The sequence below is a fragment of the Moraxella sp. CTOTU47618 genome, assembly GCF_032017425.1.
In the GTDB taxonomy this organism is placed as follows: domain Bacteria; phylum Pseudomonadota; class Gammaproteobacteria; order Pseudomonadales; family Moraxellaceae; genus Faucicola; species Faucicola tetraodonis.
In genome coordinates this window covers 64,149-89,803 of the sequence record NZ_DALZPW010000003.1, presented here as the reverse complement: position 1 = coordinate 89,803, position 25,655 = coordinate 64,149, and the positions used below count along the sequence as shown (strand labels likewise).

Annotated in this window: 23 protein-coding genes and 2 tRNA genes; 16 read left to right on the top strand and 9 right to left on the bottom strand. The window is 44.7% G+C overall.

The window, feature by feature from the left end:
- Positions 1–53: 53 nt before the first annotated feature.
- Together RTS09_RS04050 and RTS09_RS04045 are read right to left on the bottom strand one after the other, a co-directional pair.
- Positions 54–140 (bottom strand) — tRNA-Leu (locus RTS09_RS04050).
- 178 nt (positions 141–318) lie between these two features.
- Positions 319–392, bottom strand: a tRNA-Cys gene (locus RTS09_RS04045).
- Positions 393–615: 223 nt separating this feature from the next.
- Here RTS09_RS04045 and folD point away from each other — a divergent pair.
- From folD to RTS09_RS04015, 6 genes are all read left to right on the top strand, one after another.
- On the top strand, positions 616–1,485 hold the full coding sequence (gene folD, locus RTS09_RS04040; RefSeq protein WP_312534539.1) for a bifunctional methylenetetrahydrofolate dehydrogenase/methenyltetrahydrofolate cyclohydrolase FolD: 870 nt from the start codon (positions 616–618) through the stop codon (positions 1,483–1,485).
- 143 nt (positions 1,486–1,628) lie between these two features.
- On the top strand, positions 1,629–2,339 hold the full coding sequence (locus RTS09_RS04035; protein ID WP_312534718.1) for a class I SAM-dependent methyltransferase: 711 nt from the start codon (positions 1,629–1,631) through the stop codon (positions 2,337–2,339).
- Positions 2,340–2,605: 266 nt separating this feature from the next.
- Positions 2,606–3,763: a beta-ketoacyl-ACP synthase III gene (locus RTS09_RS04030; RefSeq protein WP_312534536.1), complete on the top strand. Its 1,158-nt coding sequence runs from the start codon at positions 2,606–2,608 to the stop codon at positions 3,761–3,763.
- 134 nt (positions 3,764–3,897) lie between these two features.
- The gene (gene prfA / locus RTS09_RS04025) at positions 3,898–4,992 is read left to right on the top strand and encodes a peptide chain release factor 1 (protein WP_312534534.1); all 1,095 of its coding nucleotides are present in this window, start codon (positions 3,898–3,900) and stop codon (positions 4,990–4,992) included.
- Between the two features lie 98 nt (positions 4,993–5,090).
- Positions 5,091–6,638 (top strand): lysine--tRNA ligase, encoded by a 1,548-nt coding sequence (lysS, locus tag RTS09_RS04020; protein ID WP_312534532.1) that lies wholly within the window; start codon positions 5,091–5,093, stop codon positions 6,636–6,638.
- A gap of 261 nt (positions 6,639–6,899) precedes the next feature.
- The gene (locus RTS09_RS04015) at positions 6,900–8,252 is read left to right on the top strand and encodes a S1C family serine protease (protein ID WP_312534530.1); all 1,353 of its coding nucleotides are present in this window, start codon (positions 6,900–6,902) and stop codon (positions 8,250–8,252) included.
- A 73-nt stretch (positions 8,253–8,325) separates the two neighbouring features.
- On the opposite strand, the gene RTS09_RS04010 is transcribed toward RTS09_RS04015, so the two are convergent.
- From RTS09_RS04010 to rsgA, 5 genes are all read right to left on the bottom strand, one after another.
- Positions 8,326–9,129 carry a pteridine reductase gene (locus RTS09_RS04010; protein WP_312534527.1) on the bottom strand — a complete coding sequence of 268 codons (804 nt, stop codon included), beginning with the start codon at positions 9,127–9,129 and terminating at the stop codon, positions 8,326–8,328.
- A gap of 327 nt (positions 9,130–9,456) precedes the next feature.
- Positions 9,457–9,888 carry a protein-export chaperone SecB gene (gene secB / locus RTS09_RS04005; RefSeq protein ID WP_312534522.1) on the bottom strand — a complete coding sequence of 144 codons (432 nt, stop codon included), beginning with the start codon at positions 9,886–9,888 and terminating at the stop codon, positions 9,457–9,459.
- A gap of 141 nt (positions 9,889–10,029) precedes the next feature.
- Positions 10,030–10,290, bottom strand: coding sequence for a glutaredoxin 3 (gene grxC / locus RTS09_RS04000; RefSeq protein ID WP_065264204.1), 261 nt, complete (start codon positions 10,288–10,290; stop codon positions 10,030–10,032).
- 132 nt (positions 10,291–10,422) lie between these two features.
- Positions 10,423–10,851 carry a rhodanese-like domain-containing protein gene (locus tag RTS09_RS03995; RefSeq protein ID WP_076774070.1) on the bottom strand — a complete coding sequence of 143 codons (429 nt, stop codon included), beginning with the start codon at positions 10,849–10,851 and terminating at the stop codon, positions 10,423–10,425.
- A 143-nt stretch (positions 10,852–10,994) separates the two neighbouring features.
- Positions 10,995–12,065 (bottom strand): ribosome small subunit-dependent GTPase A, encoded by a 1,071-nt coding sequence (rsgA, locus tag RTS09_RS03990; RefSeq protein ID WP_312534515.1) that lies wholly within the window; start codon positions 12,063–12,065, stop codon positions 10,995–10,997.
- A gap of 174 nt (positions 12,066–12,239) precedes the next feature.
- On the opposite strand from rsgA, the gene orn reads away from it, so the two are divergent.
- The 3 genes from orn to RTS09_RS03975 all read left to right on the top strand — a co-directional run bounded on the left by orn (position 12,240) and on the right by RTS09_RS03975 (position 15,638).
- Positions 12,240–12,791 carry an oligoribonuclease gene (gene orn, locus RTS09_RS03985; protein ID WP_312534513.1) on the top strand — a complete coding sequence of 184 codons (552 nt, stop codon included), beginning with the start codon at positions 12,240–12,242 and terminating at the stop codon, positions 12,789–12,791.
- Positions 12,792–13,077: 286 nt separating this feature from the next.
- Positions 13,078–14,787, top strand: a complete 1,710-nt coding sequence (locus tag RTS09_RS03980) for an AMP-binding protein (protein ID WP_312534510.1) — start codon at positions 13,078–13,080, stop codon at positions 14,785–14,787.
- An 86-nt stretch (positions 14,788–14,873) separates the two neighbouring features.
- Positions 14,874–15,638 (top strand): SDR family NAD(P)-dependent oxidoreductase, encoded by a 765-nt coding sequence (locus tag RTS09_RS03975; protein ID WP_312534507.1) that lies wholly within the window; start codon positions 14,874–14,876, stop codon positions 15,636–15,638.
- 134 nt (positions 15,639–15,772) lie between these two features.
- Here RTS09_RS03975 and hemP read toward each other — a convergent pair whose 3' ends face one another.
- Entirely contained in the window at positions 15,773–15,937 is a 165-nt protein-coding gene (hemP, locus tag RTS09_RS03970) for a hemin uptake protein HemP (RefSeq protein WP_072092918.1), read from the bottom strand.
- Between the two features lie 152 nt (positions 15,938–16,089).
- Between hemP and RTS09_RS03965 the strand changes: the two genes are divergently transcribed.
- The 4 genes from RTS09_RS03965 to obgE all read left to right on the top strand — a co-directional run bounded on the left by RTS09_RS03965 (position 16,090) and on the right by obgE (position 20,708).
- The gene (locus RTS09_RS03965) at positions 16,090–17,109 is read left to right on the top strand and encodes an NUDIX domain-containing protein (RefSeq protein WP_312534505.1); all 1,020 of its coding nucleotides are present in this window, start codon (positions 16,090–16,092) and stop codon (positions 17,107–17,109) included.
- A gap of 149 nt (positions 17,110–17,258) precedes the next feature.
- Positions 17,259–17,864 carry a lipocalin family protein gene (locus RTS09_RS03960; RefSeq protein ID WP_312534503.1) on the top strand — a complete coding sequence of 202 codons (606 nt, stop codon included), beginning with the start codon at positions 17,259–17,261 and terminating at the stop codon, positions 17,862–17,864.
- A 126-nt stretch (positions 17,865–17,990) separates the two neighbouring features.
- Positions 17,991–19,343 (top strand): glyceraldehyde-3-phosphate dehydrogenase, encoded by a 1,353-nt coding sequence (locus RTS09_RS03955; RefSeq protein WP_312534501.1) that lies wholly within the window; start codon positions 17,991–17,993, stop codon positions 19,341–19,343.
- Positions 19,344–19,493: 150 nt separating this feature from the next.
- Positions 19,494–20,708 carry a GTPase ObgE gene (gene obgE / locus RTS09_RS03950; protein WP_312534499.1) on the top strand — a complete coding sequence of 405 codons (1,215 nt, stop codon included), beginning with the start codon at positions 19,494–19,496 and terminating at the stop codon, positions 20,706–20,708.
- Between the two features lie 74 nt (positions 20,709–20,782).
- Here the strand turns inward: obgE and RTS09_RS03945 are convergent, their stop codons facing one another.
- Positions 20,783–21,664 carry a DegV family protein gene (locus RTS09_RS03945; RefSeq protein ID WP_312534497.1) on the bottom strand — a complete coding sequence of 294 codons (882 nt, stop codon included), beginning with the start codon at positions 21,662–21,664 and terminating at the stop codon, positions 20,783–20,785.
- A 314-nt stretch (positions 21,665–21,978) separates the two neighbouring features.
- Between RTS09_RS03945 and proB the strand changes: the two genes are divergently transcribed.
- From proB to argC, 3 genes are all read left to right on the top strand, one after another.
- Positions 21,979–23,127, top strand: coding sequence for a glutamate 5-kinase (gene proB, locus RTS09_RS03940; RefSeq protein WP_312534494.1), 1,149 nt, complete (start codon positions 21,979–21,981; stop codon positions 23,125–23,127).
- A gap of 134 nt (positions 23,128–23,261) precedes the next feature.
- Positions 23,262–24,371: a uroporphyrinogen decarboxylase gene (hemE, locus tag RTS09_RS03935; protein ID WP_312534491.1), complete on the top strand. Its 1,110-nt coding sequence runs from the start codon at positions 23,262–23,264 to the stop codon at positions 24,369–24,371.
- Positions 24,372–24,392: 21 nt separating this feature from the next.
- Positions 24,393–25,460: an N-acetyl-gamma-glutamyl-phosphate reductase gene (gene argC / locus RTS09_RS03930; RefSeq protein WP_282849779.1), complete on the top strand. Its 1,068-nt coding sequence runs from the start codon at positions 24,393–24,395 to the stop codon at positions 25,458–25,460.
- The last annotated feature ends 195 nt before the right edge of the window (positions 25,461–25,655 follow it).

The window sequence follows — 25,655 nt, the reverse complement described above, 5'->3', positions numbered from 1 at the left end:
AAAAAATAACCGGCAACAAAAAAGCCTAAACGTAAAAGTTTAGGCTTAATCAATGGTGCCCGGGGCCGGACTTGAACCGGCACGCTCGTAAGAGCGAGGGATTTTAAATCCCTTGTGTCTACCAATTTCACCACCCGGGCAGGGTAGTCACAGGACTGACGCTTGGCGTCGTGTGGTGTCTGTGTCAGAAGTGGGTGCTATTATAATCAGTTTTGTTAACTTTGCAAGCAATTTTTTACGATATTTTTTCGCGTTTATTGCTGACTCATAATAACAAAACACCCATAATAATAAAACAATAGTACCGCAAAATGAAAATGGAGGCTGAGGCCGGAATCGAACCGGCGTCCGCGGATTTGCAATCCGATGCATGGCCACTGTGCTACCCAGCCATTTCATTTAGGTTTGCTATGATAGCAAAAATTTTTAAAAGTGCAAGGACTTTTTTAGCCATTTGAGCAATGTAATGAAGGATTGTGAAGGGTATTAGAGCGCTAAATTAGCGGTTAAACATTTTCAATGGATGTTATCACACCGCAAAATCGGTTAAAATAACGCAAATTTTTTGCTAACCAACTTTTTGTTGACCGATTCGTTATTGATTGAGGAACCACCATGACTGCGACAGTGTTAGATGGCAAAGCGTATGCCAAACAAATGGAAGCTGAACTTGCCGAGCGGGTTGCCAAGTTAAAACAAGACTCTGGACGCACGCCGATTTTGGCAACGATTTTGGTGGGTGATGACCCTGCTTCTGCAACTTATGTCAAAATGAAAGGCAATGCCTGTCAACGTGTTGGAATGGATTCCTTAAAAGTTGCAATGCCACAAGCCACCACCACCGAGCAACTATTGGCAAAAATTGCCGAGCTTAACAACAATCCAGATGTGCATGGGATTTTGCTACAACACCCTGTGCCCAGCCAAATTGATGAGCGAGCCTGTTTTGATGCCATTTCACTGGCAAAAGATGTGGATGGCGTGACTTGTTTGGGCTTTGGCAATATGGCGATGGGCGAGCCTGCGTATGGTTCTTGCACCCCGCAAGGCATTATGTATTTATTAGAAAAAAACGGTGTTGAGCTTGCTGGCAAGCATGCAGTGGTCGTGGGTCGTAGCGCGATTTTGGGTAAACCGATGGCGATGATGCTATTAAACGCCAACTGTACCGTGACCATTTGCCACTCACGTACCCAGAATTTGGCAGAATTGGTCAAACAAGCAGATATCGTGGTGGGTGCTGTCGGCAAACCAGAACTTATCAAAAAAGATTGGATTAAATCGGGCGCCGTGGTGGTCGATGCAGGATTTCATCCGCGCACCCATGCGGATGGTACCAGCGGTGGCGTGGGTGATATTGAGCTGACAGGTATCGAAGATATTGCCTCAAGCTATACCCCAGTGCCAGGTGGCGTAGGTCCAATGACCATCAATACACTCATCCGTCAAACGGTAGAAGCGGCAGAAAAAGCAGCAGCAAAATAATGGGTTTAAATTAAAAAAGGAAGTGTTTAAAGCTTCCTTTTTTTGTACATTTTTTTTGTATTCATTTTTTCACCATGACTGGAAATCTCTACGTGACTAATGCTGAAACTTCCGCTTATAAAAATTCCCCCTATAAAAATTCAATGCTATCAAATGCTTCTGACGCATCAACCGTTTTTCATCGACTGATTACCGCATTGCAGCAAGTGTTGCCTAGCGCTAATCTTGCCAAGACATACGTGCCATTATTATCTAAGCCGAATCAACCTTTTTATTTATGGCTTATTGATCCAGATTTTTGTCATGAAGATTTGACGCCAGCGGTGATAGAAAATCTGTGGAATAATTGTCCATATTGGGTGTTTGCATGGGCGTCCGGGCAAGTATTGGCGCAGTATATTTTGCAGCAGCCACAGATGGTGCGCAATAAAGTGGTGATGGATTTTGGCGCAGGGTCGGGGATTGTCGGTATTGCCGCAAAAATGGCGGGTGCAAAACGGGTCATTTGCTGTGATATTGATAGCGTGAGCCTGACTAGTTGCCGAGCTAATGCGCAATTAAATGGGATAACGGTTGAACTGCTAGATAATTTATTTGAGTTAAAACAGCAATTGGGCATGGATAAAGTCGATGTGCTGTTGGTCGCGGATGTGCTGTATGACAAAGCCAACTTGCCGTTATTAGATGTGTTCTTACAATACGCGCATGATGTTTGGGTGGCTGATAGCCGCGTCAAAAACTTTGCTCACCCGCGCTACCACAAGGTAACGACGTTGGATAACACAACCACCTTGCCCGATATGGATGAAGCCAAGCAGTTTAACCAAGTGGTAATTTATCGCGGCACCGATTGACTGAGAAAGTAGCAGGGGAACAGCAGTATGGAGTGTATGGTTGCAAAAAACCCTCGTCTTTGTTTTCTGCATTTTTAAGGCTATGAAATAATTTGTAACATAGTTATCGCATTATCGCTATTTTCAAGGCATAATAAGCCACACCCCTATTTTCAATCATCTATCTGTTCAATACCATCCCCGATGGCATGCATCGCGGTATTATTATTGATGACAACAGCTAGATGATTACCCTCCCGTTTTACGTTTAGAAAAGGAATCCTAATATGAGTATTTGTATCACTGCCACAGGATTATATACCCCGCCTTATAGCATCAGTAACGAAGAGTTGGTCGCTACTTTTAACCAATATGTTGATAACTATAATGCCAAAAATGCCGATGCCATCGCCCGTGGTGAGAAGACGGCACTTGTGCACTCGACGGCTGAATTTATCGAAAAAGCCTCAGGTATCAAATCCCGCTATGTGATGGAAAAAGACGGAATTTTAAACCCAGATATCATGGCGCCTGTGATTCCTTATCGCAAGCTTGGCGAAGAGATGTCTATCATGGCAGAAATGGGTCTAGATGCGCTCAAACAAGCACTGGACAATGCAGGTCTACAAGGTAAAGACTTAGACGGTATTATTGTTGCTTGTTCAAACTTCCAACGCGTGTATCCTGCCATCGCCATTGAAATCCAACAATATATTGGCATGCAAGGCGGTTTTGGCTTTGATATGAACGTCGCCTGTAGCGCAGCAACCTTTGGTATCGCCCAAGCGGTCGGTCTGATCAAATCTGGCACCGCCAAACGTGTCGCCATGGTCAATATCGAAATTACCTCAGCGCACCTTAACTGGCGCAACCGTGACAGCCACTTTATCTTTGGGGATGTGGCAACGGCGACAATTATCGAAGAGATTGACGAAAAAACAGCCACACCCAAAGGCTATGAAATTTTAGATAGTCATTTGTTTACCCAGTTTTCGACCAATATTAAAAATGAATACGGCTTTTTGGATCGCAGTGAATTCTTAGCCGCTGGCACACCGATGTATCCTGATATCGACGCACCTGTGACTGACAAATTGTTCTTGCAAGAAGGTCGCAAAGTATTTCGTGAAGTGTGCCCTGCCGTGTCCAATTTAATCCTTGAACTGCTCCATAAAAACCACGTTGAGCCACAACAGCTCAAAAAAATGTGGCTGCACCAAGCCAATGCCAACATGATTGATTTGATTTTACGCACCGTGTTGGGCAAAGATGCGGATAAATCGATTGCGCCTATGGTGCTAGCAGAATATGCCAATACCAGCTCAGCCAGTCCCATGATTGTGTTTCATAAACACCAAGAAAATATGCAATCGGGTGATTTGGGTGTGATTTGCTCGTTTGGCGCAGGTTACTCAATTGGGGGTGTGTTGGTCAAAAAAGTCTAAGCTTTTTATTGCCTCTCACGAAACCCATGCAAATCCCCCCAAAATGTGGCAAAATATCCGATTATTTTGCCATTTTTATTTTTAAGCCCTAAATTAAGCCAAAACTTTTAAGCCATTATTTTTAAGCTATCATTATGAAAGAATCTTTACGTTTTCGCCTTGACCAAATGTCTGACCGTTTCGAAGAAGTCACCGCCATGCTGTCTGAGCCAGAAACCATGAATGACAACAAAAAATTCCGTGAATTATCGGTTGAGCACAGTGATTTATCCGCATTGGTCGATGTCTGGGGCAAATACCGCCAAGCGGAAGAAGATTTGGCAACCGCTGAAGAAATGCTGTCGGATGCAACGGGTGATGGCGACATGAAAGAAATGGCGCAAGAAGAAATCCAAGCCGCCAAAGACACCATCAATGAGCTTGAAGACGTGCTCAATGTGATGATGCTGCCTAAAGACCCGAATGATAAAGTGCCTGCCTTCTTAGAGATTCGAGCAGGGACGGGCGGCGATGAAGCGGCGATTTTTAGCGGGGATTTGTTTCGTATGTATGAGCGTTATGCGGCAACCCAAGGTTGGACAGTGGAAGTATTGTCCGAGAACGAAGGTGAGCATGGCGGCTATAAAGAAATCATCAGCCGCGTATCGGGCACGGGTGTATACGGTCGTTTAAAATTTGAGTCGGGCGCACACCGGGTGCAACGTGTGCCAGAGACTGAAAGCCAAGGACGGGTGCATACTTCGGCGTGCACAGTCGCGGTGATGCCAGAGGTTGAAATTGATGATACCGTGGACATCAACCCTGCCGACTTGCGTATCGATACTTATCGCGCCAGTGGGGCAGGTGGTCAGCATATCAATAAAACCGACTCTGCGGTGCGTATTACCCATATCCCAACAGGCACGGTGGTCGAGTGTCAGCAAGAGCGTAGCCAACACGCCAACCGTGACAAAGCCATGAAAATGCTGGTATCCAAAATTCAGCAAGAAAAAGTACAAAAACAAATTGATGCGTCAAGTGATATGCGTCGCAATTTGGTCGGTAGTGGTGATCGCTCGGAGCGCATTCGCACTTATAATTTTCCCCAAGGGCGTATGACCGACCACCGTATCAATTTAACGCTGTATAAACTCGATGCTATTATGCAAGGCGATTTGGACGAATTGCTCGATAGCTTACTGCGTGAATACCAAGCCGATTTGATGGCATCGGTGAGCGGGGAAGAATAACGGGTAACTGTTGGATTAATAGGATAAAACTTTATTTTTACCATTTGGCATAAAAATTTTAACTTTTGATAGCGTAACTAAAATTGTGGGAAAACATCATGTCACAGCAAAACCAAACTGAAAATGCAGCAACCGAAGCGCATGTGGAAGACAGCCAAGACGTCAACGAACTTATCAAACAACGTCACAGCAAACTTGATTTAATCAAACAAGCAGGCAAAAATCCTTACCCAAACCAATTCAAACGCAAAGAATATGCCCAAGATTTGCAGCAGCAATTTGCCGATAAAGACAAAGAAGCATTGGCAAACAGCGATAAAGTCATGGTGACTGTCGCCGGTCGTATCATGCTCAAACGCGTGATGGGTAAAGCCAGCTTTGTGACCATTGCCGACATGACAGGGCGTATCCAAGCCTACGTCAGCAAAAACGACTTGGGCGAAGAGATTTATAATGACTTTAAAACATGGGATATCGGTGACATTATTGGCGTGACAGGTTATGTATTTCGTACCAACACCGGTGAATTATCTGTGCATGCCACTGAAGTTCAGTTATTGACCAAATCATTACGCCCACTACCAGACAAATTCCATGGGTTAAGCGATACGGAGGCTCGCTATCGTAGCCGTCATCTTGACCTGATGACCAATGAAGACAGCCGTAACGCCTTTATTATCCGTAGTAAAGTCATTGCTGGTATTCGTGAGTATATGCTAAATGAGCGTTACATGGAAGTCGAAACCCCGATGATGCACGTCATTCCAGGCGGTGCGGTGGCTCGTCCATTTGTCACCCATCACAATGCGCTTGATATGCCGCTTTTTTTACGCATTGCGCCAGAGCTGTACTTAAAACGTCTAGTCGTCGGTGGTTTTGAGCGTGTGTTTGAGATTAACCGCAATTTTCGTAACGAAGGGGTATCGGCGCGTCACAACCCAGAATTTACCATGATTGAGTTTTATCAAGCCTATGCCGATTATGAAGATTTGATGAAACTGACTGAAAATATGTTTGAAAAACTGGCAAACGATATTTTAGGTACCACGGAGATTGATTATCAAGGTGAAGCAATTAGTTTTAAAGCGCCATTTGAACGCTTGCCAATGACCAAAGCGATTGAAAAATACGCGGATAATTTTGACATGAGCAAAATTGCAGACCGTGATTATCTAGCGGATTATGCCAAAAATGTACTCAAACAAGACGTTAAAGATATCTTTGGAATTGGTAAACTGCAAACCATCATTTTTGAAGAAACCGCAGAAACCAAACTGCGTCAACCAACCTTCATCACAGAATATCCTGCCGAAACCTCACCGCTAGCACGCCGTAACGATGACAATAGCGAAATTACTGACCGTTTTGAACTGTTTATCGGCGGGCGCGAGATTGCCAACGGCTTTAGCGAGCTCAATGACCCAATCGACCAAGCCGAGCGGTTTAAACAACAAGTGGCTGAGAAAGACGCAGGCGATGATGAAGCGATGCATTATGATGCAGAGTTTATCGAAGCATTGTCCTATGGCTTACCACCGACTGCAGGCGAGGGCATCGGTATTGACCGTTTAGTGATGTTATTTACCAATGCACCGAGTATTCGTGATGTGATTTTGTTTCCGCATATGCGCCGTAAAGACGTCTAAAAAATGCCAATACAGCGTTAATATAGCGATAGCTTTCAAAACCGCAGTCACCATAATGACTGCGGTTTTTTATGATAATGCAGCACTCATCGAAGCCAGCCGTCATTAAAGCCAGTAGTCAGGCCAGTAATATCAAAGATATCTTTTGAAACAAAACTAATAAAAAATCGGCTCAACTCACCAAATAATCAGTGTTAGACTAAACTGTATTTTTCGCTCAAACCCGTCTATTTTCTGACCTATCGTTGAGAAACGTTGACTATGACAGACCCCCGTTCAGACAAGCCTTTGGAAACCCCGCCCGTTTTGCCGCCTACGTATCGTAAACCTAACAAATTTACTCTAATCCTTCCTTGGATTTTGTTACTACTAGTGCTGTTGGCGGGCTTGTGGATGATGACCAAGCCAGAGCTGCCTTGGCAAAAAAATCAAGCAGTGGTAGCCAGTCAGCCCAGTTGGCAGCCGCCGAAATCTGAGCCTGTCGATACCAAAAAACTCGGTGACAATCCAAATGCTGCGGTGGCATCTTATCACAATGCTGTCGCAGTCGCTGCTCAGTCAGTCGTCAATATCTATACCACGCAAAAAATCGAGGAGCATCCCTATATGAATGACCCGATGATGCGCCGCTATTTTGAATATCACGGTATCCCCAATGGCGAAAGCGATAATACCAATTTAGGCTCGGGGGTTATCATTTCGCAAGATGGCTATATCGTCACCAACTCGCATGTGATTTCCAAAGCCGATAATATTATTGTGATGCTCAATGATGGTCGCAAGGCAAAGGCAAAAGTCATCGGCAACGATGTGGAAAGTGATTTGGCGGTGATTAAGGTTGATTTGACAGGACTGAAACCCTTAGGATTTCGTGAACAGTCGACCCAAGTGGGCGATGTAGTGTTGGCAATTGGCAACCCGTTTGGGGTCGGTCAAACCGTCACCCAAGGCATTATTTCGGCAACAGGGCGCACGGGACTGGGTATCAACACGGTGGAAGATTTTATCCAAACCGATGCCGCTATCAATCCCGGTAACTCAGGGGGTGCGCTGGTCGATGCTTATGGTCAGCTGGTTGGTATCAACACCGCGATTTTTTCACGCTCGGGCGGCTCAATGGGGATTGGATTTGCGATTCCTACCGAGATTGTCAAGCTTGTGATGAATGGCATTATTAAAGATGGTAAAGTGCGCCGCGGCTGGCTTGGGATTGAATTACAAAGTTCGATGAAAGACCCAACCAAGCTAGGTGATGACACCCAGGGCGTTCAAGTGATGAACGTGATGCCCGATGGTCCTGCCGCCAAAGCGGGCTTGCAAAAAGGCGATATCATCACCGCAATGGATAATAAACCTGTCGATGATGCCAATACACTGATTCAAATGGTCGCACGTAAGGCACCCAACAGTGTGGTCAATCTACAAGTGATGCGTAATAAAGCGCAAAGCAGCGTCAATGTGACCCTAGGCGAAAGACAACCCCAAGAGGCTTTGACCGAGCTACCCACCTCACAAGACTTTGACCAAAACAATGATAGTGCTAATCAAAATGGTTCCAGCAATGAGGATGACATTCCAGCAGAATTAATGGAATTACTGAAAAAACAGCATTAAGCGTTATTTAAAACTTCAAAAGTTTGCTGCGTTGCGGTTAATTGGGTACTTTACCTGCTCTGGCTGCCTGCTGTTATTGCCTGCTTTCATTACCCGCTAAGGTCAAACCACGCCCGCCATCCACTGCAATAATCTGCCCTGTGATATATGGGGCAGCTGCCAAAAATACCGCCACTTGCGCGATATCTTGCGGTGTGCCAATTCTTTTTAACGGTACGGCATGGCAGATTTTGTCAATCGTTTGGGCGGTGAGCGCTTGCTCAGAGCCCTCTATGGGTAAAATGTTAATACCCGGCGCGATACCATTGACGCGGATATCTGGCGCTAGTTCGATTGCTAGCGACTGCACCATCATTTGGTGCGCGGCTTTTGCCATGTTATAGACTGTATAGCCCCCAAATGGCTTGCCATTGGCGTGAATGTCCAAAATGCTGATAATGCAGCCTTGCGATTTTTTTAGATAAGGGTATAAATATTGGCTGATAAATAACGGGGTTTGTGCATTGGTCAAAAATAAATTTTGCCAGTCTTGCTGAGAGATTTGACCAAAGGGCGTCGGGTAAAACCGTGAGGCATTATGAACCAGACAATCCAATCGACCAAAGCTGTTGATTATTTGCCAAGTCAATTGTGGCAGCGTTTCAAAATCCTCTAAATCCCCTTGCACGCTTTTTGCTGACTGTGGTCGAATGGCATTACAGTAATCAACAAGTTCCATGGCTTCTGATTCACTGGTATGGTAATGGACAATGATATTATAATTGGCTTGGTGCAGTGCCAGCACAAGCGCCCGACCAATTCGTTTGGCGCCACCTGTGACACACGCCACACGGCACGGATGGGATACTTCGCTCATCGCGGCTGGATTTAACATCATTTGCTACCTATGTTTATTTGATTAAGCGTTTATTTGATTAAACGGTTTGTCGTTTTAATCATTTATGCTTTAATCCATATGAGCCCAATTGGTTGGGATTGGAAAACCCCATGATTATCACACACCTTGAACGAGCGACACAACTTTATCAAGCGCTTCAGGATTATCACCAAAGCACCCACGCCTTTAGCCAAAGCCTCACCGAATCACGCACCAAGTCCTAACGATTTACCTTAAATTTACATAAAAAAAGAGCAGGGCTTAGCCTGCTCTTAATTTTTGACACTTAAAAATGAGTTAGCTTTAAAATAGTTAACTTTAAAAAAATTAGTTACTTTGCTCAAGCGTTTGTTGATAGGCTTGGTCAAAATTGACTGGCGCAAGCAACAATTGTGGGAAGCTACCACGGGTCACAATGTCACTGACCACTTCACGGGCATAAGGGAACAATACGTTTGGACAATACGCACCTAAAATTGCGCCCAATTGTTCTTCAGGGATATTTTGCAACATAAAGATGCCCGCTTGGTGTACTTCTGCGATGAACGCGGTTTCACCACCGTTATTGGCAGTCACATTAACGGTTAATATTACTTGGTAATGGTCATCATCCAATTTTTCAGCAGCACTTGATAGGTTGATATCAAGCTCTGGTTGCCATTCACGGGTAAATACCTCTGCACCCGGTACTTCTAATGACATATCTTTAACATAGATACGTTCTAGCGCCAGTTGTGGTAAGTTTTGTTCGTCTGCCATGGTAGTGTCCTCAATTAACTTTTCTTACGTGGATTATAACAATATGACAGCTTTAACTTTGTTTGAAAACTATCAACTGTATTTATAATGGGGGTTATTTATCTAGTAAAGTTCTAGTAAAGGTTTTTAATCTGCGAACGATTAATCCGCTAATAAACCATCAAGTTTGCCTTGACGCTCAAGACCGGCAAGTTGGTCATAACCACCGATAAAATTATCGCCAATAAAAATTTGCGGTACTGTGCGGTAGTTATTGGTTTTTTGCGCCAATGCCTGACGTTCTTCTGCGGTCACATCATACATATTAACTTCTTCAAATGCTTGGCCTTTGTTTTTTAATAGCATTTTAGCTTGCATACAGTAGGGGCAAGTCGGTGTGGTATAAATTTTCACCATAGCCATAACAATCTCCTTATTTCTAGATTTTTTAAAATGGGTTAAAAGCTTATTATCAGATACCGATGAGATAAAAGCGTTATTGATGGTTATGGGGCTTGGCGATTTAAATTTCAAATTGTGAACAGTCAGCCAACCTTATTTGGTTTTGCCGGGCACGGTTTTTTCTACCACTAAAGGTAAACCTGCGGCTTGCCAATTGGTAATACCACCATCGAGACGATAAACGTTGTCGTTACCAATCATTGCCACGGCAGTACCCGCCGTCATACCCATTTGACAAACGATGATAATAGGATGGTCAGCACTGCGAAGTGCGTCAACGTGATCTTTTAGCTCAGTAAACGGGATATTGCGGCTGCCTTTGATATAGCCTTTTTCAAAATCTTTTCGTGGGCGGATATCAATCAGCTGAGCATTTTGGTTGTTGACCATCAAGCCCACTGCATTTGGATTGATTTTTTTGCCGCCGCGTTTGTTCTCAAGCATAAAAAATAGCACAATTAGCACAAACATGGTGCCAAATAAAAATGGGTGATGACCCATAAACTCAAACCAACGTTCCAAGATATCCTCCACAGGGGCATGTCGTCAAAATTATCGTTTGATTGCCCATAAAAAATTGACTGTATTATAACGGTAGTTGTCAATTTTAAGAAACTTTTATTTAGTCTAATATTTAGTCTACTATTTAGTCTAAAATCGCAAGCTTAAAAATCCTGCGAGGCCGCTTCTTGTTGCAGAAGCACCAAATTCTCCACCCGCCTTGCTAGCACTTGCCCTTCTGTCACTGCCTGCCACATCGCACAATTGGGCGTGGACTCGGTGTGTTTGCAATCGCGAAAACGGCAGTAGGGTGCAAGCGGCGCAAGCTCGATAAAGCCTTGCAAAATATCATCAGGGGTCAAATGCCAAAGCCCATATTCGCGAATACCGGGTGTATCAATAATGGCGCCTTTGCTGAGCGCCATCGGGTCAAACGCTAAAAAGCGGCTAGTGGTGGTGGTATGTTGACCCAACTGTGAAATGGTTGAAATTTCATTGACTGATTGTCCCGCAGCAGGCAATAACTGGTTGACCAAGCTGCTTTTGCCAACCCCTGATTGACCAGCAAAAATCACGTTCTTGCCGGCAACGGTGTTTTTTAGCTCAGTTAAATCACCATTGGATTGGGTCACCAAGGTGGCATAGCCAAGCTGTTGATAGGCTGACAGTAGCTCTACAACCTCGCTATGACTGCCATCTGCCAACAAATCGGCTTTATTTAAAATCAGCAATGGGGTGATGTCTGAGTGATGGCAAGCCACCAAATACCGATCAATCAGCTGGGCAGACGGTAGCGGCAGCGGGGCAAATACGACTGCTAAAATATCAACATTGGCGGCGATGGGCTTGAGCTTGTGATAACGATCGGGGCGGTTGATGATACTTTGTCTATCATAAATCGCTTCAATGCGTCCAAGTCCTGTATTTGGGTCAGCGACAAAGCGGACTTTATCCCCAGTGGCAATCAGTGGCAAGTTGGTACGGGTGTGACAACGCCAAACACTGTGCAGGGTGATGGGTTGCCAAAACGGTTCTGGCTCGTCAGCGGCGACAATCGGTTTTTCAGGCAGGGTTTGTGGTAGGCTAGTGGCTTGGACTTCGAGCTGCTTGCCGAAGTTTGCGACAACAATGCCATCCATCAGCTGGGCATCGTCCAGCACTTGCTGGGATTTTTGTTGTTTTTGGATGCGGCGGGTTTGCTGGTCAGTGAGTTTACGTTTACGGATTAACGCCATACGCTATCCACTACATCAGCCACTAGGGGATTTTTTACCATACTAACACCTTATAAAATTTTGCAATACTTTTGGACATCGCTACATGAGCAATCGCCAACAAAACCGATATTTTACCTGTAAAATCTGCTAAGATGGCGGATTATTTGTTAAAGAGTATGAAAAGGCAATAGTATGGCGGTTGATAAAAAACATCTGATTTGGATTGACCTTGAGATGACAGGTCTAGATACCCTCAACGATACCATCATCGAGATAGCGACGATAGTGACTGACAGTGAACTCAATATCCTAGCCGAAGGTCCTGTGTTTGCCATCCATACGCCTGACATTGTGCTCAACAGCATGGATGATTGGAACACGCGCCAACATGGGCAATCGGGACTGATTGACCGTATTCGCCGTAGTAACGTGACCATGGCTCAAGCAGAAAGCGAAACCATTGCATTTTTGAGTAAATATGTCGAATCAGGACGCTCACCGATGTGTGGCAATTCGATTTGCCAAGACAGACGGTTTTTGGCACGGCAAATGCCGACGCTTGAGCGGTTTTTTCATTACCGCAATTTAGATGTGTCAACGGTCAAAGAGCTGGCTTATCGCTGGCGCCCCGATATTTTGTCAAGCTTTGAGAAAAAAGGAAGTCATTTGGCACTTGATGATATCCGTGATTCAATTCGTGAACTGCGCCACTATAAAGAGCACTTTTTTAAGTTTATTGGTTAACAGTAAAATTTTTAAAACGATACAATTCATATCATAATACTTGAAATTGTCCAAAATTTTAGGCATCATAAGCTGACAAAAGGAATTTGTTAGCTTGACTTGATACAAGTAAATCAGCGTGAGTGTAAATCAGTGATAGTTGCGAGCCCATCGTCAAAAAACTGGTTATATCAGCTCAAATTTATTTCAAGCCAGATTTATTTGAAGTCAGCGTTATTTTAAGCCAGCTGGTGACCGTTGACACTGGCACTCATTCCTATCTCATGGACGACATTAGGAGCCTTTCATGGACAATCTTGACACCCAAACCGCGCAATCTACCCATCACGATTATCAAAACTACCGCTATCAAAGCTACCTGTATCAAAGCTACATTGACCAATTCAATATTGACGAACTTGAGCAGCAAATCCTGCAAGGTTGCCGCATCAATGGTATCAACGCCTATGTAGAGTGTGTGGGTCGTCATGCCCAGTCTGATAAGGCAAATAAAGTCGCGCTAGTGCATGAAGATACCCAAGGCAATATCCATAAAATCACTTACGCACAGCTCGATAAACTAAGCGGTAAAATGGCAAATCTGCTGACTTCTTTGGGGGTGGAAAAAGGCGATCGGGTATCAACCATGCTGTCACGTACACCGACTTTATTAGCAGTGATTGTGGGTGCGTGGCGCATTGGTGCGGTATATCAGCCATTGTTTACCGCATTTGGTGTCGAAGCGATTGAATACCGCCTTGAAAAAGCCGCTACCAAAGTGGTTTTCACCGACAGCCATAACCGTGAAAAATTCAATGACATAAACCCACTACCAAACATGGTGATGGTGGGCAGCGAGCAAGCCGCCAAACAATATGGCGATTGGCATTTTGATAGCTTAATGGCAGCGCAAAGCGAAGACTTTGAACCTGTGATGCTAACAGGGGAAGATCCTTTTTTGCAAATGTTTACTTCAGGTACCGTGGGCAAATCAAAAGGTGTGGCAGTACCACTTAAAGCGCTAACCGCATTTTATTTGTACATGGTACATGCAGTGGGTCTAAGCGATGATGACCAGTTTTGGAACATGGCTGACCCAGGTTGGGCCTATGGCTTGTATTATGCCATTACAGGACCTTTGCTAGTCGGTGCTACTACCCACTTTAATGAGTCAGGGTTTGATGCCAAGCATACATTAGATTTTATCAAAAACCATAAAATCACTAATTTAGCCTCATCACCCACTGCATTTCGTATGATGAAATCAAGCGGTGTTTTTGACAATAAAGCTGATGAGTTACCGCTATTGACGCGTATTAGCTCAGCGGGTGAGACGTTAAATACTGAAGTGGTGACGTGGATCACTGACCATCTTGGTGCATCTATTCTTGACCATTATGGACAAACCGAATTGGGGATGGCGTGCTGCTGTCATCATAAGTTAACCCATGATCAGCCAATTGGTTCAATGGGTATGCCATTGCCAGGTTATCGCTTGGCGGTACTGGATGAAAACTTTAATGAACTAGGCGCAGGCGTCCAAGGTCAACTAGCCGTTGATGTGGCGAATTCGCCATCCTTATTTTTCCAAGGCTATACGTGGAACGAAAAGAATCCGTTTGAAAATGGCTATTATCTGACAGGCGATATGGTCGAGCAGCATGATGATGGCACTTTTTGGTTTGTCGGGCGTGATGACGATATTATTACTACTGCAGGATATCGCGTCGGTCCTACCGATGTCGAGAACACGGTAATGGAACACCCGTCGGTAGCCGAGACCGCGGCGATTGGCGTGCCAGATGACATACGCGGCCACATCATCAAATCCTATGTTGTGCTCAAAGACGGCTACACAGGTAATGACGAGTTAGCCAAAGACATCCAAAGCTTGGTGCATGCACGGTTATCTGCCCATGCGTATCCCCGTATCGTTGAGTTTATCGATACCTTGCCAAAAACCCCAAGTGGTAAAGTGCAACGTTTTATGCTGCGTAGCATGAGCGTGGCGCACTAACAAAAATTTTATCCCTATGCAAAAGAGTATCTAGCGTTAGCTAGGCTTTTTTTATCAACAAAAAATAACAGGTTAACGGAAAAACAATGCAAGTACAAAATAATACATTTTTGGTCACAGGCGGTGCGTCAGGTCTAGGTGAAGCGACAACCCGTTATTTAGTGGCGCATGGCGCAAATGTTATCATCGCTGATTTGAACCAAGAATCAGGTGAGAAATTAGTGGCTGAATTGGGCGACAACGTGATTTTTGCAAAATGTGACATCACCAGCGAAGCGGATGTCAAAAACGCGATTGAGGCGGGTGTGACCAAATTTGGTAAATTATCAGGGTCAATCAACTGTGCTGGTATCGTGGTGGTGCAAAAATTACTGGACAAAGAAGGCAATCCAGCCGATTTAACCACCTTCGCCCGTGGTATCCAAATTAACCTCATCGGCACTTTCAATGTGGCGCGACTGGCAGCGGCTGCGATGGCAAAAAATACTGCAGACAATAATGAAGATAAAGGTGTGATTATCAACACCGCTTCAATTGCCGCATTCGATGGTCAGGTCGGGCAGGGCAGTTACTCGTCATCCAAAGCAGGTGTGGTGGGCTTAACTTTACCACTCGCGCGTGAGCTGCAGCGTCATCAAATACGTATCATGACCATCGCCCCAGGGGTGTTCGGCACACCGATGATGGCAAGCCTGCCAGAAGCTGCCCGTACCAGTCTTGAACAAGCCGTGCCTTTTCCCAAACGTTTGGGCAACCCAGAAGAATTTGCTAAATTGGTGGTACACATCATCGAAAATAGCTATCTCAATGGCGAGGTCATTCGTTTGGACGGGGCTATTCGCATGGGTTAATTCAGGTGATTGTTGCCTGTCACTGGGCACGGTGACTGGCAACAGAGACTATCAACTTAACCCTCTAAAAAAGCCACTCTGAGAAAGATTGGCTTTTTTTATTAACAATTTCACCGAGATTATTTGGTAAGTCACTATTTGGTGAGTATTAGGCGGTTATTACGGGTCAATCGAAGACGGTATTCTTCGCCGTCATGCTGAATACGAATCTCTTTGGTCAGCGCAAATAAATGATTGGAATATAGCGTAGGCAAGGAACTTTGTTGGGTGAGATTAGCGCGATTTAATAAGTGTAGCATGGGATACTCCTTTTCTCTGTAAGATGGGCGAATAGTGTTTTTAATTGATAATGATTATCATTTATATTTAATGGGTCGTCAAGTGACTTTTTTCACTTTTTCATCAAATTTAATGCTTTATAATGGGTAATAATCAACAGTTTGAGAAAAATATGTCAAAAGTCGTTAATGTGGCAGTCGCGGTGATACATTTTAACAATCAATATCTACTGGGATTTCGCCATGTCAGTCAACACCAAGGCAATCGTTATGAATTTGTGGGCGGAAAAATTGAGCCAAATGAAACCCCAACACAAGGGTTAGTCCGTGAAGTCTATGAAGAGATTGGCTTGGATATCGTGCAAAATACCGCAGTCAAAATGGGGGTGATACGCCATGATTATGTTGATAAAACTGTGGCATTGCACGTTTTTAAAATTGAAGTGAGTCAAGCGCAGTTTGATGGTTTGCAAGAAGGTAAAGGCAAGGAAGGTCAAGCCGTCACATGGGTTCATCAGTCAGACTTGGTCGCCAATCAGTACGCGCTGCCCGATGCCAATGCCCGCATTTTAGAGTGGTTAAAATTGCCCAATGCGATTTATATCACGCAGCCCTTAGATCACTTCATTGGTGTGGATAAGTGGGTTGATTTTTATAGCCAAAAACTGCCCGACGATGCCCATTGTTATCTTCGCCCGCAAACCAGCGATGAAAATGCCACCGCTATGATTGATGGCTTACTAAGGATAAGGGCGGATATCACCCCGATTATTCAATATGCAACACTAGCGTGCTTATTTAAGTGCTTACCTGAGCGATTAGATGCGTGGTTAAAAAACGGCATGGTGCATTTGAATCACCAACAACTCATGACGCTTGATTTCTCAAGCTTATCAAAAAATTATCGCTATTTTGCCAGTTGCCATGACCAACATAGCCTAAGCAGAATAAATACCTTGGCAACCTCGCATACTGTCATGGGCTGTTTTTTATCCCCGGTGAAAGCCACACCGACACACCCAGAAACCTTTCAAAATGGGGGCATGGGCTGGCAAGCGTTCGGCGAATTAGCAAAGCTTAGTGATGTGCCGGTGTTTGCGCTGGGCGGGGTGGGGCAGGCAGATTTAGCCACCGCCTATGAGCATGGGGCGATGGGAATCGCGGGTATTCGGTTATTGGTCGACAAGGTATAAAAACTAGCCAACAGGTTGACAATAGCGCATTCGTTGTAACAACTGGCTGACAAAAAATGCCCCAATAGTCACCGTTTGAGCGTTTATTTTGAGCTAAAATGAGTACTTTAATGCGCAGTAAGACTGAGTAAAATAAGGTGATATACACAATGAAACTGATGAGTAAAAAAACGCTAGCAGTGGCAGGTATTGCAGGGACATTGCTTGCGATGAGTGCTTGCTCCACCACCCCCACCAAAACTACCGCAACCAAAACAACCGCCAAGCCCACAAGCGTTGGCAAAGCTCAGGCGGTGCAAAGTGTCGATTTAAACCGTTATGCGGGCAAATGGTACGAAATCGCCCGTTTACCGATGTTTTTTCAGCGGAACTGTGCCAGTGATGTTACCGCCACTTACACCCTACAAGCGACAGGCAAGGTGGAAGTCAATAACCAATGTATGGGCAAAGATGGCAAACCCATGCAAAGCATTGGTGAGGCCACCAAAAATGGCGACAGTGGCAGTAAACTCAAAGTTACTTTCTTGCCGCAAGGACTGCGTTGGTTGCCTGTGGGTAAAGCCGACTATTGGGTGCTTGCTTTAGACCCCAATTATAGCCATGCGTTGGTGGGTACGCCAAATCAAAAATACTTGTGGATTTTGTCACGCACACCCACGATGGATGAAGACACTTATCAAACAATGGTCGCTACCGCAAAATCTCAAGGCTACGATGTCAGTAAATTGCAAAAAACCGTACAAAATAGCCGATAATCTAGGTAGTTGAAACACCCTGCTTTAAAATTGCTAAAACGCCTAAATTCCGTTACAATTTAGGCGTTTATTTCTTGCTGCATTTTCCACAGATTTTATTTTTCCTTCACAAAAAAAGGTCATACTATGTCTGCCAATCTCTACCAAGACCACCTCACTACTCGCAAAAATCAAGAAGCCCAAGCGGTTCAGTTATTAGTTGAGCTAAATACCCTAGCCAATAAAGGCGTCGATGTGCTGTTTTTTGGCAATCGCATTGCGCTAAACCTTGTTGATATCATCGCTCATCATGACAAAAACGCCCTTAACATCGCTGATACACTCGCTTTTGCCACCGCGTTAAACGACCAAAATCTAAGCCATACCACAGTGGACTTGGGTCAAGCGCTCAAATCAGGCAAACAAGCCGACAGCTTTACTAGCGGTGACGAAGTGCCTGCGACTGATGTCGTGTTGTATGGTTTTGGTCGTATCGGACGTATCTTGGCTCGTTTGCTGATGAGCCGTCCTGCCTCAGACAAAGGCTTACAATTAAAAGCCATCGTCGTCCGTCCAGCCGGTGAAGCAGATTTGGAAAAACGTGCAAGCTTGCTTGAGCGTGACTCGGTACATGGCTGGTTTGATGGCTCCGTGGTGGTTGATAAAGCAAACAGCGGTATCATCGCCAACGGTCGTTTTATCAAAGTCATTTATGCTTCTGACCCAAGCGAAATCGACTACACGTCTTATGGTATCGACAATGCCTTAATCATCGACAACACCGGTAAATGGAAAGATGAAGCAGGTCTTGGCAAGCATTTACAGTCAAAAGGTGCCAAAAAAGTGCTATTGACTGCCCCAGCGTCGGGTGATATCAAAAACATCGTCTATAATGTCAATGATGATACCATCGGCAGTGATACCATCGTGTCAGCGGCAAGCTGTACCACCAATGCGATTACCCCTACGCTCAAACTCTTAAACGATAAATACGGCATTGAAAACGGTCACATGGAAACCATCCATGCATTCACCAATGACCAAAACTTGGTTGATAACCACCATAAAGCCGAGCGTCGTGGGCGTGCTGCAACTTTAAATATGGTGATGACAAGCACAGGCGCTGCCAAAGCGGTCAGTAAAGCGATTCCAGAATTAAAAGGCAAATTGTCAGGCAGCTCGGTACGTGTACCAACGCCAAACGTGAGCCTTGCGATTTTGAATTTGAATTTCAAAAACCCAGTCAATTCAAGCGATGAACTCAATGCCTTTATCAAAGAAGCCAGTCAGAGCGAACAATGGCAGGCGCAAATTGCTTATTCAGATTCGGATGAAGCCGTTTCTACCGACTTTGTGGGTTGCGAAAAAGTGGCGATTTGGGACGCCAAATCTACGCTTGCGCAAGACAACCGTGCAGTGATGTACCTATGGTATGACAACGAAATGGGCTATAGCACCCAAGTATTGCGTGTCGCTGAAACCATGGCAAAAAATGCCTAAGTGTTCCTAAGCGTTAAGGACGATGACAAAACCGCTCAATTTTGGGCGGTTTTTTATTGGATAAAATTTTAAACATCGATTGTTCAAATTTTTCTTGCTAAAATTCATGCTATAATATTTGGTTATTCAAGAATTTAAGGAAAGTCTTCAATGCGTTTTATCGATGAAGCAATCGTAACAGTCAAAGCAGGCGATGGCGGCAATGGTATCGTCAGTTTTCGCCGAGAAAAATACGTCCCCAAAGGTGGTCCCGATGGCGGTGATGGCGGCAAAGGCGGGGATGTGTACGTGGTGTGCGACGACAACACCAACACCCTCGTCGATTACCGGTTTACGCGTCGATATGATGCCAAACGCGGCGAAAATGGTGGTGCCAAAAACTGTTCAGGTCGTGGGGCAGATGATATCTATCTATCCGTACCCATCGGTACCACCGTGGTTGATACCGAAACAGGTGAGGTCTTAGCGGACTTGACCAAAAAAGGGCAAACGGCGAGGATTGCCAAAGGCGGTGACGGCGGGCAAGGCAATACCCATTTTAAAACCTCCACCAATCAAGCACCACGACGTGCCACCCCAGGTTTTCCAGGCGAATTAAAAGTCTTGAAGTTCGAGCTAAAAGTGGTGGCTGACGTGGGTCTTATTGGTCTGCCAAACGCGGGTAAATCCACCTTTATTCGTCAAGTCTCTGCTGCCAAACCCAAAGTTGCCAATTATCCGTTTACCACTTTGGTACCGAATCTAGGTGTCGTGGATGTGGGTAAACACCGCTCATTTGTCATGGCAGATATCCCAGGGCTGATTGAAGGGGCATCTGAAGGGGCTGGACTGGGTATCCGCTTTTTAAAACACGTCGCTCGTACCCGTCGATTATTGCATCTTGTCGATGTACAGCCCATTGATGGTAGCGACCCTGTGGCAAACGCCCAAGTGATTTTTAATGAGTTAGAAAAATTCTCGCCAGAGCTGTCAAAACTGCCACAGATTTTGATTTTGAACAAAATCGACCAAGTGCCTGAAGAGGCATTAAACCAACTTTGCACTCATATCGTGGCAGAGCTTGGTTGGACAGGGATGGTTTTTCGTACCTCCACGCTCACAGGGGAAGGGGTTGATGCCGTGGTTTGGCATTTGATGAACGAAATCGAGCAAGAGCGCGAGATGGAAGAAACTGATCCTGACTTTGCTGAAAGTCAGCGGTTGCGTTTTGAACGACTGGAAGCGGAAGTGCGCGCCAATACGGAAGAGCAAAAAGAAGCGTATCGTGCCAAACGTAAAGCTGAGCGTGAAGGTCGCGCATTGGATGAAGATGACTTTGATGACGACGACTACGATGATGGCGTAGAAGTGGTCTACGCACCTTAGCGGTGATTGAAATAGCTTTAAAAAGGTTAGCGCGGGCTAACCTTTTTTATTAGCTGAATTTAGATAAGGACAGGTCATTTTTTTAATGCTTTGACAATGTGGGGTAATTCACCATAAAACACCCCAATGCCTGTTCCCATCAAGCCGTGATTGGCAAGTGAAATAGTCGACACGCGAATGACAGGTAAATCATGCCAACCAAAATGGGTCGCCAATAAATATTTAAGATACTCGGTGCTTTCATGATGCCCCGTATCTGTCAAATAGATAAACGCGGGTTGATTTGCGGCAAATTTTTCGACGGTTTTTCCCATGGTGATCAGGGTTTTTTCAAGCTTACGCACTTTTTCCACCGCGACAATCTCACCAATTTGATTAATTTGCATAATCGGTTTGATATCAAATAAGTTGGCAACAAATGCAGCAGGGGAGGACAATTTTTTGTTGCGAATAATATAGTCCAAGTCGCTAAGGGTAAATAAAAATTCACTGCGACGTCGCAAATCATCAAGTTTTTTTGCCACATTTTCAAACGACTCACCTTGCTCAATCAACACTTTTGCCTCGTACGCCAGCGCCCCTTCAGCAATATTGAGTGTTTTGGTGTCATACACAAAGATGTGCAGACGATTGGCATAATGTACTTTGAGTTCTTCTAGCATGGGTAAGGTTTGGCTAAATTTGGACGAGATACCGCAAACAAATACCTCAGTGACCCCGCGAGCAATCAAATCATTAAACAACAGATGCATCTCATGGATGGATGGCGGAAATGTCCTTGCTACCGATTTGAGGTTGGTTTTCATGATGGTTGCCAGACGCTCACTGGTGATATTTTTACCATCGATAAAATCAACGTTATTGATGTTTACGTGTAAGCGCAGAATGTCCATGCCTTGCGACAATCCGAGGGCTTCAAGACAAGATGAGGAAGTGGTGACAACAGCTCTTTTCATAAATTTGATAAACCCAGTAGCCCATGAAGATGAGCAAATTTATATAAAAGCAAAGTTGATAGCAAGTTATCCTCATCTAAATTGAGAAAACCTCAAGTCGATATTTTTTAGTTGACAATGTCAATTTGTTTTTCCAATGGTTGCTACTTAATTGGGATAAAAATGCGTATGATAAAAACATGTGATATTTAACGGATACCGGCATCGAATTAGCATTTATAAAGCCAGTAAAAATTGTTACAATGCTCAGCCAAGCCATTATGGCATTTAATTTGATTAAAAAATTGCACTTGACTGATTATAATAGCCAACTTATGACTGCCACCGCCTCACCTAGCTCAACTAAAAAAGCCCTTAAGTCCAACACCATTGTGGTAAAAATTGGCTCATCGCTACTGACCAATAATGGTAAAGGCTTGGATCGCACCGCAATTTATGAATGGGCGAAGCAAATTGCCAAGCTGCATAATGAAGGCTACCAAGTATTGCTAGTGTCCTCAGGAGCAGTGGCAGAAGGGGTGGTGCGAATGAATTTGGAAGAACGCCCCAAAAAATTGCAAGCCTTGCAAGCCTGCGCCGCCATTGGGCAGATGGGCTTGATTGAAACTTGGTGGTCGGCGTTGATTCAGTATGGTGTACAAAGCGCGCAGTTGCTACTGACACATGACGATCTTGCCAATCGAAATCGTTATCTCAATACCGCCAGTACGTTAAATCAGCTACTTGAGTGGCGAGTGCTACCGGTCATTAACGAAAATGACACCGTCAGTGTCGATGAAATCAAATTTGGTGATAATGACAGTCTAGGTGCGATGGTGGCAGCCATGGTCAAAGCCGATTTATACATTATATTGACCGACCAGCAAGGCGTATTCACCGATAACCCTCGCACCAACCCGGATGCCAAGCTGATTAAGACTGAGCGGGCAATGGCAGATTATTTGTTTGACGTGGCGGGAGATGGTGGCAAATTGGGTCGTGGCGGGATGATGACCAAAATTCGTGCGGCAAGGCTTGCGGCAATGGGTGGTTGTCCCACCGTGATTGTCAGCGGCAGCATCGATAACGTGATTAATCGCGTGGTCAAAGGGGAATCCTTAGGTACGATGCTCACCACCAATGACGATGATAAACGCATTGCCAAAAAACAATGGTTAGCCGCTCATCTGCGTATGGCAGGTCGCTTGGTGATTGACGATGGCGCAGTGGATGCCATCATTAAAAATAACAAAAGCTTATTGCCTGTCGGGGTGATTGAAGTGCAAGGTGATTTTGATGAGGGCGATGTGGTGGAATGCGTTGATAAAACAGGGGTACGTATTGCGGTCGGTCAGGTGGATTTCTCATCAAATGAAGCTAAGCGCATCGCTCGCAAACGCAATAGCGACATCGAAGCGATTTTGGGTAAAAATGAGGAACGGCACGTGATGGTACATCGTGATAATATGGCGATTATCGTATAATTTTCGACAATTTTCGATTGAAATTTAACTAATTTTAGACTGATTCAATAGTATTTTTACCCAATAGTATTTTTACCCAATAGTATTTTTATCCAAGATTATTTTTACCTAAGATTATTTTTAAAGGCAATGACATGACCCATAATTTTCCGACGTTAAAAAATGACCGCATTTTAAGAGCCATGCGTTTTGAACCTGTGGATGTGACCCCTGTGTGGATGATGCGACAAGCCGGTCGGTATTTGCCTGAGTATAAACAAACCCGTGCCCAAGCCGGCGACTTTCTATCGCTTTGTAAAAATACCGATTTGGCGACGGAAGTCACCATTCAGCCATTTCGCCGTTTTGAGTTGGATGCGGCGATTTTGTTTAGTGATATTTTAACCATTCCTGATGCGCTCGGTTTGGGTCTGTATTTTGAGGCAGGGGAAGGTCCAAAATTTCACAAAACTGTCAGAAGCATGGCAGAGGTCGAAGCCTTGCCAACCGTCGCGATGGCAGATGCACTCGACTATGTGATGAAAGCGGTGACCAGTATTCGTCATGCGCTGGCAGGTCGTGCGCCATTATTTGGCTTCTCAGGTAGTCCGTGGACGCTAGCGACCTATATGATTGAAGGCGGTAGTTCTAAAGAATACCGCTATGCCAAAGCCATGTTGTATGGCGAACCTGACACCTTGCATGCGCTGCTCGCTAAAATCACTGATGCTGTGATTGATTATTTGCTAGCGCAGATAGCAGCGGGGGCGCAGTTAGTACAAATTTTTGATAGTTGGGGTGGGGCATTGGCGCATCGCCAATTTGTTGAATTCTCGCACCATTACAACACTAAAATTGTGGCGGCGATCAAAGCAACATACCCAGAGGTACCTGTGGTATTGTTTACCAAAGGTGGCGGATTGTGGTTAGATACCCAATGCCATAGTGGCGCGGATGCGCTAGGACTTGATTGGACGATGCCACTAGATAGAGCCCGCAGCATCGTCTTTGAACAGCAAAAAGCATTGACCAAATTGCACAAAAAGCTGCATACAGGCATCGCGCTGCAAGGTAATCTTGACCCCGCGACATTATTTGCATCGCCTGAGCATATTCGCCAGCAGACGCATTTGATGCTACAGGACGCCTACAGCCTCGGTGATAAAACAGGCTATATAGCAAACTTAGGTCACGGTATTAACCAATGGGTTAATCCTGACCATGCCAAAGCTTTTATTGATGCGGTGCATGAATATAAACTTTAATACCAACATCAGGAGACGACCATGATCAAAGTAGGTATTGTCGGTGGCACAGGCTACACTGGCGTAGAGCTAATTCGACTATTGAGTCGTCATCCACAGGCACAAGTGACGATGCTGACATCGCGCTCAGAAGCGGGCAGACGCGTCGATGATATGTTTCCAAGTTTGCGGGGCGTGACCGATTTAACGTTTTCGGATTTGGATGAAAAAAAATTAGCAGCATGTGATGTGGTATTCTTTGCTACGCCCCACGGCGTTGCCATGAAGCATGCCAAATTTTTAACCGAAAATGGCACTAAAGTCATCGATTTGGCGGCAGATTTTCGTTTGCAGTCGCTACAAGATTTTGAAACTTGGTATAAACTTGAACATACTTGCCCCGATATTTTAAAAGAAGCTGTGTATGGGTTACCCGAAGTCAATCGTGATGCCATTGCCAAAGCCAAGGTCATTGGCAACCCAGGTTGTTATCCCACCACGGCGATTTTGGGATTAAAACCACTAATCGACGCCCAAAACAGCCAGCAGCAGGCATTGATTGAGCCTTGGATTATTATTGATGCCAAATCAGGCGTCTCAGGTGCAGGTCGCCAAGCCAAAATGAATTTGTTATTTAGCGAGACATCGGATAGTTTTAGCGCCTATGGCGTGGCAGGTCATCGTCACGCTCCAGAGATTACTCAAGGGATTGACCAAATATTGGGTCAAAGCAAACGCTTTCAGCCGCATGATATCCGCTTTGTACCCCATTTAGTACCCATGATTCGCGGTATGTTTACCACGATTCATGTTCGGTTGACGGCGGCGGGTCAAGCGTTAGATTTACAATCTTTGTATGAAACCAGCTATCAAAATGAATATTTTGTAGACGTCATGCCAAAAGGGATGTACCCAGATACCCGTAGTGTACGGGGTAGCAACTATTTAAGAATTGCGGTGCAAACATTAGAAAATAGCCCGATGGCGACAATTTTGGTGGTACAAGATAATTTGGTCAAAGGTGCGGCAGGACAAGCTGTGCAAAATATGAACGTGATGTTTGGGCTTGCAGAGCAAACGGGGTTAGCGTTGGTTGCCGTCGTGCCTTAAGTTATTTCTTTAATAAGTGGTTTTCTTAAGCTATTTATGGTCAGCGTATTTAGAAATATTAGTGCCATAGCAAGCATTGCTTTATTTTCTTTAGCCAAAAAAATATGACGCTATGATGAAATGGGCTAACTTTATTATTTTTTCGGTTAATAAATTTAGCTGAATTCATCATAATTTTTGTTTATAATGGGATTC